The sequence below is a fragment of the Candidatus Methylarchaceae archaeon HK02M2 genome, assembly GCA_024256165.1.
GTDB lineage: Archaea > Thermoproteota > Nitrososphaeria > Nitrososphaerales > JACAEJ01 > HK02M2.
This window is the reverse complement of record JAKLZG010000052.1, coordinates 1-10542: the sequence shown is the minus strand read 5'-3', so window position 1 is coordinate 10542 and position 10542 is coordinate 1. Positions and strand designations below refer to the sequence as shown.

General features: G+C 36.3%; 9 protein-coding genes. 3 read left to right on the top strand and 6 right to left on the bottom strand.

Annotated features, from left to right (window positions below):
• The first annotated feature begins 220 nt into the window (after positions 1–220).
• Genes L6N96_04235 through L6N96_04225 form a run of 3 tightly spaced genes read left to right on the top strand, consistent with a single transcriptional unit; the run spans position 221 to position 4328 of the window.
• The gene (locus L6N96_04235; GenBank protein MCP8323368.1) at positions 221–2419 is read left to right on the top strand and encodes a DEAD/DEAH box helicase; all 2199 of its coding nucleotides are present in this window, start codon (positions 221–223) and stop codon (positions 2417–2419) included.
• A 14-nt stretch (positions 2420–2433) separates the two neighbouring features.
• Positions 2434–3696 carry a hypothetical protein gene (locus L6N96_04230; protein ID MCP8323367.1) on the top strand — a complete coding sequence of 421 codons (1263 nt, stop codon included), beginning with the start codon at positions 2434–2436 and terminating at the stop codon, positions 3694–3696.
• Positions 3697–3743: 47 nt separating this feature from the next.
• Positions 3744–4328: an RDD family protein gene (locus L6N96_04225; GenBank protein ID MCP8323366.1), complete on the top strand. Its 585-nt coding sequence runs from the start codon at positions 3744–3746 to the stop codon at positions 4326–4328.
• 65 nt (positions 4329–4393) lie between these two features.
• Here the strand turns inward: L6N96_04225 and L6N96_04220 are convergent, their stop codons facing one another.
• The 6 genes from L6N96_04220 to L6N96_04195 all read right to left on the bottom strand — a co-directional run bounded on the left by L6N96_04220 (position 4394) and on the right by L6N96_04195 (position 10276).
• Positions 4394–5173, bottom strand: a complete 780-nt coding sequence (locus L6N96_04220; GenBank protein MCP8323365.1) for an HD domain-containing protein — start codon at positions 5171–5173, stop codon at positions 4394–4396.
• 65 nt (positions 5174–5238) lie between these two features.
• The gene (locus L6N96_04215) at positions 5239–7323 is read right to left on the bottom strand and encodes a minichromosome maintenance protein MCM (protein MCP8323364.1); all 2085 of its coding nucleotides are present in this window, start codon (positions 7321–7323) and stop codon (positions 5239–5241) included.
• Between the two features lies 1 nt (position 7324).
• Complete coding sequence (locus L6N96_04210; protein ID MCP8323363.1) at positions 7325–7882, bottom strand: DNA replication complex GINS family protein; 558 nt, start codon at positions 7880–7882, stop codon at positions 7325–7327.
• Between the two features lie 250 nt (positions 7883–8132).
• Complete coding sequence (locus tag L6N96_04205) at positions 8133–8840, bottom strand: alpha/beta fold hydrolase (GenBank protein ID MCP8323362.1); 708 nt, start codon at positions 8838–8840, stop codon at positions 8133–8135.
• Between the two features lie 36 nt (positions 8841–8876).
• Positions 8877–9614: a hypothetical protein gene (locus L6N96_04200; GenBank protein ID MCP8323361.1), complete on the bottom strand. Its 738-nt coding sequence runs from the start codon at positions 9612–9614 to the stop codon at positions 8877–8879.
• Positions 9611–10276 (bottom strand): DUF5591 domain-containing protein, encoded by a 666-nt coding sequence (locus tag L6N96_04195; GenBank protein ID MCP8323360.1) that lies wholly within the window; start codon positions 10274–10276, stop codon positions 9611–9613. The genes L6N96_04200 and L6N96_04195 overlap by 4 nt, the downstream gene beginning before the upstream one ends.
• Positions 10277–10542 lie beyond the last annotated feature (266 nt).

Here is a 10542-nt window from a genome sequence, read left to right as displayed (position 1 = left end):
AAAGAGAAAAGGGAGATAAAAGACCCAAAACAAGTGACATTAAAGAACAAGAGACCGGCTGTTAAGGGTACATGTCCGGTATGTGGAACCACGGTCTATAGAATCGGTAAAATGTAATCCACCCCCAATTTTTTTCCTCTTAATTCGGGTATTAGGATAAAGTTTTATTCTTCATATTTATGAATAGGCTTCAACCTTTTAATGGTGATGGCTCTGTAATTTGAAGATAAATGAACTCCCAATCCCAAAAAAATTGGTAGATCTAATAGAATCTCTTGGTTATTCAACTCTGTACCCCCCTCAAGAAAAAGCAGTGAAGTCGGGTGTATTAGATGGTCAAAGTCTACTTCTTACGACACCTACTGCCAGTGGAAAGACTCTGGTTGCTATGCTAGCAGCTGGGAAGACAGTTCTAGAAGGCTCAGGAAAGGTAGTTTACCTTACCCCACTAAGAGCCCTTGCAAATGAAAAATATAATGAATTCAAGGCCTTCAAGAGATTAACAAAACTCAATGGAAAGAATGTGAAAGTTATGATCTCAACTGGGGATTACGATTCATCCGGTAGGCATTTAAGAGCGGGCGATATTTTAATTCTGACGAATGAAAAATTTGATTCGATCCTTCGCCATGGTGTTCAGTGGATAGATTCTGTAAAGCTGTTCATAACCGATGAAATTCATATCGTTGGCGATGATTACAGAGGGCCCACTCTTGAGATGATAGTAGCAAAGATTCTTTCTCAACTACATAAATCGCAGATTCTTGCTCTGAGTGCTACTGTGAATAATTCTAAGGATTTGGCTAAGTGGTTATCGGCAAGACTCATCGATATAAGATGGAGACCTATAAAGTTGGTTGAGGGAGCTTTTCAGTATGGAGAGATAAAGTTCTCAGATGCTTTAGTAAAAAAGGTCAAACCAACTAATAGAGGTCAAGTTATAGATGTAGCAATAGATTCTGTTACAGAAGGAGGTCAATCATTAATCTTCGCCGAGACGAGAAAGATGGCTGTAAGATTTGCTTTGAAAGCTGCAGAAATCACTCCACAATATTTAACAAAAAATGAGATTAAAGAATTGAAGAGGGTCTCAAAAGAAATAATTTCATCAGGTAATGGAACAAAACTGGGTAAAATCTTATCCAAAGTTGTTGAGACTGGATCAGCATTTCATCATGCGGGTCTCATAAGTAAGCATAGAACCATAATTGAAGATAGTTTTAAGAGAGGTTTGATCAAAATCTTAGCAGCTACTCCAACACTTGCATCAGGAGTTAACTTACCAGCTCGAAGAGTTGTAATAAGTAGTTTGATGAGATACAATTCAAAGTATGGAGGAAAAGCACCTATTTCAGTCTTAGAGTATAAACAGATGTGTGGAAGGGCTGGAAGACCGAAATATGATAATTTTGGAGAGACTGTTATAATGGCTTCATACCGAATGGATGCTGAAGAAATATTTTACGAATATATAGAAGGAGAACCGGAACCGATTCGCTCACGGTTATATAATGAATCGGCCTTAAGAACCCACCTTCTAGCCACAATAGCAAGCCTACCTAGAATAACTAATGCAGAAATTATCAAAATACTCTCAAAATCTTTACTAGCTGTCCAGTATAATCGGACTAGGATACAATCAAGGGTAAGTAGAGCTCTAAAATATCTTATAGATATGGACTTAGTTGGAGAAAGAGGCAAGTCTTACATCGCTACAGAATTTGGAAGGAGGGTCTCTACACTTTACATAGATCCTGTTACGGGTGTGATGTTCAGAGATGCTTTAAATATTGCTAATAAAAATGAGCCTCATCTTTTAGGCCTCCTTCATCTGATAGTTACTTCACCTGATTTCACACCTAAATTTACATTAAGGAATAAAGATGTAGATGAGGCTCTCATGTTGACAAATGAATACAAGGATGAATTCATTTTTCCAATACCTGAACATGATTTTGATATTTATGGAGAATTCTTTGAGAATTTTAGGTGTCTTCTTGTTCTTTACGGCTGGATAAATGAATGGAGTGAAGACAAATTACTTGAAAAACTAGGTATAGAGCCAGGAGACTTACATAGAGCCAAAGAAACTGCTGAATGGTTGGCTCATTCTCTTTTTGAACTTTCTAAGTTATTAGGCAGAAAAGATCTGTTACCCGAAATCGGAGTTCTTATGCAAAGGATTAAAAATGGTGTGAAATCTGAGCTTATACCATTAACCAATTTGGATGGTATTGGGAGGATTAGGGCTCGATCTTTGTACAAGAGGGGTTTTACAGACCTTGAAAAATTAAAATCAGCGCCTTTAGATAAGATTGCCTCAATACCAAAGATAGGCATAATTACAGCAAGAAGTATAAAGAAGCAACTATCAAAATATTCTATAAATAAGGAAAATGAATTTAAACTCAGATATTGACATGTAAATTAGACATGTCAATTGCTACAATTTTCAGATACTTAAAGCCAGAAAGTACTCCAAAAGAAGACCTTGAAGGTTTTATGAGAGGTGTTAGGAATTTCATTAGAGATCATATAAAACCAGAAGATAAAGTCAAGATAATGGTTTCAGGAGGTGTCGATTCTGCAGTCACGGCTACATTATTTTACTTGGAGATAGGAGATAGGCTTTACGTTTCACATATAGATACAGGATTCATGAGGCAAATAAGGGGAAAAGAAGAAACCCAGATAATAGCTGAAAAGTACTCTGATTTTAAAAATTTCAATATTATAAATGCAAGGAATTTTTTTTATGAGAAGGTCATGGGAATCCCTGATGCAGAACAGAAAAGACTAGGGTTCCGTAAAGCGTATGAGATTATAACCGAACAACAGATGTTGAAATCTGATTGTAATGTAATGACTCAAGGGACCATCTTGCCAGATATAATAGAGACAGATGGTGGAATTAAAAGTCAGCATAATGTGCATCTAAGATTTGACAAAGTTAGGAAGATCATAGAGCCTCTTGCAGGACTTTACAAAGATGAAGTCAGGAGAGTTGCAGAATTTTTATGGTCTAAATATAAGACGAAGGTTTTAGAAAACGTCTCTAGAAGACAACCTTTCCCTGGTCCAGGTCTCTCAGTAAGAACTGTTGGTATGATCACTCCAGAAAAACTTAAGATCGAAAAGGAGGCAAATGATATTGTCGAACAGATTGTTGATGAATATACAGAAAGAGAATATGGTATCAATCTATATATTAATGAGAAGACTGGTGAACAAATACCCTTTCAGTCATTTGCTGCGACGTTCGATGAAAAATTCATTAAAGGGAAAGAGGAGATCGCACCTTTACTAAAGGATAAAACAAAAGAAAATATCCGATATAAAATTCTAAACACAAATGTTACTGGGGTGAAAGATGGTAAGAGAGTCTATAGCCATCCGCTCTGTATAGAGTGTGATATTGAGTTGGATTATGATGTTTTAATTAAATTAGGTAAAGATATACCAGCAGTAACTTCAATTCCAAGAGTTTTGTATAAGGTCAGTTCTGAGGTCGGTCCAGCAGAATACGTGATTGCTATAAGGTCAATCAAAAGTATTAATGCGATAAATGCGACGGTCAATGAAATTCCAATAAAAACAGTAAAAAATATAGCGAATGAGATTGTCAAGAGATGTAGTTGTAAAGAAGTTTATTGGGACGTCTCCCCTAAACCGCCAGCGACGATAGAATATGAATGACTAATAATTTTAAATTTATATATCATAAAAACTTCTTTGGTTAAGAAATGCCATTTTGTTCTAAATGCAGTAATCAAATTCCTGAAGACGCGAAATTCTGCTCTGTCTGTGGTACACCCGTACCTATTCAAGAAGTTCCTTCAGAAGAACCATCAACCCTTTTAACCACAAGGACTGGTCTAGACCGTATTGGATCTGATAAGAACCTTCAAGACCATTGGATCAAGCGTATTATTGCCATAATTATTGACAGCATCATAGTTTTTATAGCTTCTTGGATTCTTTTAATGTTCATAATAGTTCCGATAATAATAAGCGGTGTATTGTTTTATGGATGGTTTTTTAATTGGTTTCTATTCCCCTTTTTTACAGGTATAATTCTCGTTTTATATTCCTCATTTTTAGAATCTGCATATGGATGGAGTTTAGGTAAGAAGATAATGGAGCTCGATGTAACTACACTCGACGGTAAAAGAGCTAGCATCGATAAAACCTTCATAAGGAATTTTAGTAAAATCTATGTAGCACTACTGCTTTTAGATCTAATAGTTGGTCTTGCCACTGAAGGCGACCCACATCAAAAATATAGTGATAGAATTGCGGGAACAACAGTTAGGCATATACCAAAATAGAAGCAAAATACAAAATTAATCAAAAAATTAAGGATTAGAGGACGTTTCTTATTTCAGAAAATCTTTTATTCATAAAAAGTCTTAATCTCCTTACCTTTTTCTAAGGCAACAACCTCTACAAGGTGCTCTATACCTGAAGTTCTTATTTTACTTCCCATAACCTGTTCTATTTGGAAGATTCCTGCTGGGTTATCCATATGTACTAGAATTCGGACTGGCTTATGATCACCCTCCTCAATTTCAACTTTCTTAATAGAAAGGGCTGAGAGAGAATGAATGTCTACCTTCCCTGTTTTGTAGGGAATCCTAGCTCTTCCCTTTACCATATCGGTTCCATCGGCAACCTTAGCCACACCTGCTTCAAGACTTAAGCATTTAACTTCTTCATCATGTGAGAAGATAGAGTGAAGAATTTCGCACTTGAGCTTAAGAGTAAGTTTTGAATTATTGGGATATACTTTACAAAGAAGTTTGTCTAAAATAGGACTGGCTATATAGCAGCCATGGGTCTCATGATCGATTCGGTGGACCGAGTTTCCAATATCATGTAGATAAGATCCGCATAGCACAATGATTTGAGCGCCTACTATATCACATATTTTGTTCTCAACCGTTGTAGGTTTTACCCTCTTTGTCAAAATACTAAAGATTTCTAAGGAACTACCTGCTGAAATCTTTGAATGGACGGGGCCGTGATCGTTATACTTTAATCTGTTCACTGCCATCACATTTGACATTCGCAAATAGCCCTGCACCTCAATGTCGTTTTCTAATAGATCAAACATTTGTCGAACTCTAGGCTCTTTTAAATGGTTAATAATTAATTTGGATGAGACAACTACCATACTCCTTAAACCTCCTTATGAGAGGGCTAACATGCTTTTAAATATCAATTATAGTTTTTTTATTGTTAGAGTTTTCTGTAGAAGCCTGGCTTAACTTCATATATCTGACCGCTACTATTTAATGTCTGGAGCATCCTTTGGGCATCCTCTTGAGTGAACTTTCCTGTCTTCACCAACTCGTCTATGAATACCCTTCCTTCTACTGGGTTCTTCTTAGGACCTTCTAGAGTCTTAAAAACATCTAAAGCCGACACCAGTAGATTTCTCTCACTTAAAGGTCTCCCATGTAGTACTCCAAGGTCCCTCTTACCTGTTTTAACATCTACCCCTACGGTTTCGAGCATCCTTCTCATAAGTGAAATTGCTCTCATCGCATCTTCTTCTGTTACTTTATCTCTCAACATGATTCTAGCTCTGGCTGTAGCAAGCCTTATCAACGATTCTAATTGTCTGGGTGTAACTGTGATCATTGACTCTGAATCTGTCTTTCTCATATCTAGGTAGTACTCGAGTATCTTTTCCTCAGCATCCCTAGTGAGGATTGGGTTAATCTTTTTTGCATACAATATATACTTGTGCAGAAGGTTAAAATCAATAGGGGGTGCCATGATATATTCCCCTTTCCTATGCAACTCTAAAACATGTCTCGCAAGTCGCTCGTCTCGAGCTCTATCGGGGATATCTCTTAAAACAAATATAAGATCGAATCGAGTTAATAAGGGGACAGGAAGGTTCAGGTTTTCATTTATATTCCTGTAAGGATCATATTTGCCTAATACAGGATTTGCCGCTGCTAAGATAGATGTTCTAGCATTCAAGGTTGCGACTATACCCCCCTTAGCCACACTTACGGTCTGTTGTTCCATCATTTCATGTAATGCATTCCTATCATCAGTACGCATCTTATCGAATTCATCAATGCTGGCCAAGCCCTGATCTGCGAGAACTACTGCTCCCGCTTCAAGCATCATCATACCCGTCTTTTCTCTTACCACCGCTGCTGTCAAGCCTGCTGCAGTGCTACCACGTCCAGATGTGTATAAACCTCTGGCAGCTATCCTTGATGCATACTTTAACATTTCAGATTTTGCAGTTCCTGGATCACCCACAAATAACACATTGATATCTCCTCTTATTATAGTCCCATCAGGCATTATTCTTTGAGGCGAGCCTGTAACAAGAAGAAGTATGGCTTCTTTTTGAGTTTCGAAACTATGAATTGTTGGAGCTACAGATTCTATGAGCCTCTCATAAAATCCTGGCTGAGAAGCTATTTCTTTAATGATTTTTTCATCCTCCTCCGTTATCTGTATCAGCTCAGGCTCCTTACCTACTGCCTCTACATAGTTACCATCGATCTTCGATCTAAAAATCCTTAGTTTTCCTGAACCTCTAGAATACTCTGCTTCGGCTCTTATTACACCGGTCAAAATGACCCTATCTCCAGGTCTTGCTGTGTTCACTATATCCTCTTGCAAGCTCACATCAAAAGCTTGAGGAAGTTGCCCAGGAGGTAACTCTTCTGGCAGTTCTTGAAGTCTTACGATTTGGTAGTCTACAAAGACTGTATTTTTTATGTCTAAATCGAACTTCGTAGATTTACAACCAGAACTGAACTCATCACAAATTTTGGGTCCCTTTAATACTATACCCGATTGTTTTATGTATGTAAGGTGTCCATTGCCACACTTGAAGGCTGCTTCTACAATCATAGGCTTTAACTCTGATGCTCTAACTACCATACCAGTAACCGAGACTAGTTTATCAAGGTATTCAGTGTTTATTTGTCTTAAAGAAAGCTTTTCGGTCAAGTTTCTAATTCTTACTTGTATGAGTGGCAGACTCTCTCGAGCCTTTTCAGGTAGACTCTCTCGAATTGTTTTTGCATAACCAGGAGCTTCGTTTTTTAAAGCCTTAAAGACTGCCTCATTGAAACTAGGGAGCACTTCATCAGGTTCATTTATGAGTCTATTAGACATATCCACATCATATATTTGGATGTCTCCAAAATCCACGATCAAAGACCTTAAACTACTTGAAACCATCTGTGAGATCCTGTTCCTATACTTCAGGTTTCCACTTTCATCCTTGAAAGTCTTTAGAAAATTCTCTAATTCATCTGATATCTTAGAAAGGGTCTTTATACTCATATCACTCACCCAAGATAGTTTTCTTCCAATCTTTAACTAAAGAATTGATAAGTTTGAACAGTTTCTTCTCTTCTGGAGTTAACTTTTTTTCCAAATCTGGAGACAGAGATGGTAAACATGCCAACTGTACGAGCTTGCTTGTCCTCAACGCAATAAGATCGTAAGCTGAAGCTAAAAACTTCTCATAATCTCCTTTTAAGCTCAAATCGCTCTCTGTCATAGACTTCTTTAAACTTATCTGCTTCCTCATTTTTTGGAAGAAATCACTATTCAAATTAGAAATTTGTGAGGAGGTCTGAATGCGTTCCCTACTTAAAGCTTTAAAAAGTTCGATATCAAAACTATCTTCCTGAATTTCGGCGAAATTCATCTGCTCCATTACTTCTGCGATCCATCTCGGAACTTCTATTAAATCTCCCTCGTTAGTCTCTGGCAGGGATAATGATCCGATTTCTAAAGGAGGTAATCCTTGTTTGATTATTGCTTTAACAGGGATAAGTAAAAAGCCTACTTCACAATCTTTAAGGAAGTCTATATTGGACGACTCTTTTTTTTCCATATTGCTCAAGTTAATCTTCTTAACAATATAATAAGTTCACATTATTATAAATTAAACCTATTTAAAATTATTATTACCCATATGAGAATTAAATAGAGCTTGTGTTACATAATCATAAAGGTATAGCCTATTAATGATATGGTGTATTCTTAACAATATAATAGTTTTATTATGAGTTGTAAAGGTTAGAGCAAGAGCAAAAAATAATCAAGTTACCAAGCTTAAAGACAAATCTACTAAAGATTTCTAGTCAAAGATGCTTTTTAAACCATTCCAATGTAAGGTCAATTACTTTCTTCAAATGTTGAGGTTTTGAAAAAATATGGTCTGCTTCCTCTATAACTTCAAGCCTTTTCGGCTCTGATGCGGCTTCAAACAATCTATACGCATGCTCTAGGGGGACGATATCATCTGAATCTCCGTGAATAATAAGGAGAGGCGGAGAGTCTTCTACAGCTTTGAGTAGATTATACCTTTTTAGGTCTTCATAAAAGCTTTTTTTAAATCTCTTTACTTCCTTATGGATAACGGGTTTCTTGAAAATTGGGATTTTATAAGGAGAGGCCAAGGTGACTATAACCTTAATCCTCTTATCTTTAGCTGCTATGGCTACCAATCCTCCAAAACTGCTTCCAACTACACCTAGTCTGCTAATCTCAACTTTTTGCTCATTATTTAAAAAGTCTAAAGATGATCTATATTCCTTTATTCTTACTGTTAAATTGGTGTTTTCAAACTGTCCTTCGCTCTTTTCTAATCCTTCTCCACATCCCCTAGAATTAAATCTTAAGCATGCATAACCTTCGTCATATAGTCTAGATGTAAAAGCCAACCACTTTCTACTATCCTTGCTACTTTCCAAACCATGTAAACAAATGATACAGGGCGCCTTTTCATAAGGTAAATCAAAGTTACCAAATATCATATGATTTTCTGAGTAAAAAGTAACTCGACCCATTCACTTTACCCTACATAGATATTTCTATATACACTCCTACATTTTGCTACTATTCATTCTCCATATCTCAGACTCCGTCACATCTACATCCAGACAATTGGTTCGTAAAAATTCGATCAAGCTTTGTGTGAACTCTATCTCTTTTGGCATCCATTTGCGAAATGCTTTGTACCTAACCGAGATTACCCCATCAAAATATTTATTGAATTCCTTTACACTTGCTATAACACTCTGCTCATCTATGCCTACTATACCAAAGAGCACATAAGTTATGAAATCTACTTTTCTATCGAATTCATTTTTAATTGATTCTCTAAGCTTAACTATCCTCTTCACTTCTATATCGCTTATACCCTTCATCAATATACCGTTCCTTATTTTATCATAAATCGATTCTAGGCCGATTCTTAACACGAGTTTTCTTGGATTTAGTATCCTAAATAAAGTGCGAATACTATCTAAATCAAGAAACTCTGGTCTGCTTTCTATATCTACTATTTTCTGTTCTGTCACTTGGGATAGATCGGAGATCACGTTAGGAGGTAACTCTAAAAAAGAGCCTCCATTGAAGAAGGACAATCTTTCTACTGGCTTTTCTTTCATCAATTCTTTAATCTTTAAAAGATTCTCATTTGCCGTCAAAATTAAATCAGTAAAGTTCTTTGCAGCATCCTCGTAAAAGCAGCAGAATGTGCATTTATTCCAAGAGCAAACATACCCCTTTAGAATTGCTATAATCCTCTTTCCCCTTCGATCATAAGTTACTCCTATCAAAAGATATTCTCCTCGACTTTTTGAACTAAGTTACAAAGATTCTTTGGCGTTATTAGTACAAAATCCTCTTCATGATATATATTATAAATATCTTTTAATTCTAATTTTGGCATATACTTTAGAGAAAAGTTGGGGATTTCAATGCTAAGATTATTCTCGACCATCTTTACTGATCTATGAGTGTCGGAATTCCATCTGAGATAACATGCGAACTTTTTATAAAAATTTTTAAATTTTAGGATGAAGCCCCTGAGCCTTTTAAAAAGAATCTCCACATAAATATCTTTAATATAATGATTTTCAAACTTAGGGTTCCAATCATAGCAGCAAAATGGATAATAATCTTCTAACTCTCTTGGGACTATACCAGCATTTGTCAATATAATTTGATGCACTTTAGAATATCTATCTTTTAAATTCATTAAGGATTTTATAATCATGTAATGTATAAACGACTGTGAGTAAGGCTTTCCATAAGAACAAGGAAGGAAAAGGCAGAGACTGTAATTAATCTTTGGCTTATAATCTGACAAAAGCTTCTTATAGGCTTCCTCAAAGAAGGGGTGAGAAAGGTAACTTTCTCCGACCCCTCTTAGGAAGGTCTTACCATCACCTGACCAAATCAGCTCTTTACCATTCCAGACATCTTTGTTTTGTACCATTTAAATCCCTTTTGGGGTTTATATTGCGGAACGGAGGGTAAACCACCCGCATATAAGGTAAATCTTTAAGGCTCTTTATTAATCTTAAGAAATACAATTGTGGCTCAAAGGTAAGTTATATTGGTTAAAAAGTACAAGCTTGTCGCCTTCGACTTAGATGGAACATTGTTAGTAGAAAAAAGTAGTTGGGGTACATTACATGAATATTTCGGCACTACTTCGATAGCTAGACAGGCTTTTGCTTTATACAGAAAGGGCTTAATAGA

Excerpts from the sequence above, each read along its gene's own strand:
- L6N96_04195 (MCP8323360.1), bottom strand. The coding sequence starts at position 10,276 with ATGGTACAAAACAAAGATGTCTGGAATGGTAAAGAGCTGATTTGGTCA.
- L6N96_04205 (MCP8323362.1), bottom strand. The coding sequence starts at position 8,840 with ATGGGTCGAGTTACTTTTTACTCAGAAAATCATATGATATTTGGTAAC.
- L6N96_04225 (MCP8323366.1), top strand. The coding sequence starts at position 3,744 with ATGCCATTTTGTTCTAAATGCAGTAATCAAATTCCTGAAGACGCGAAA.
- L6N96_04210 (MCP8323363.1), bottom strand. The coding sequence starts at position 7,882 with ATGGAAAAAAAAGAGTCGTCCAATATAGACTTCCTTAAAGATTGTGAA.
- L6N96_04220 (MCP8323365.1), bottom strand. The coding sequence starts at position 5,173 with ATGGTAGTTGTCTCATCCAAATTAATTATTAACCATTTAAAAGAGCCT.
- L6N96_04215 (MCP8323364.1), bottom strand. The coding sequence starts at position 7,323 with ATGAGTATAAAGACCCTTTCTAAGATATCAGATGAATTAGAGAATTTT.
- L6N96_04230 (MCP8323367.1), top strand. The coding sequence starts at position 2,434 with ATGTCAATTGCTACAATTTTCAGATACTTAAAGCCAGAAAGTACTCCA.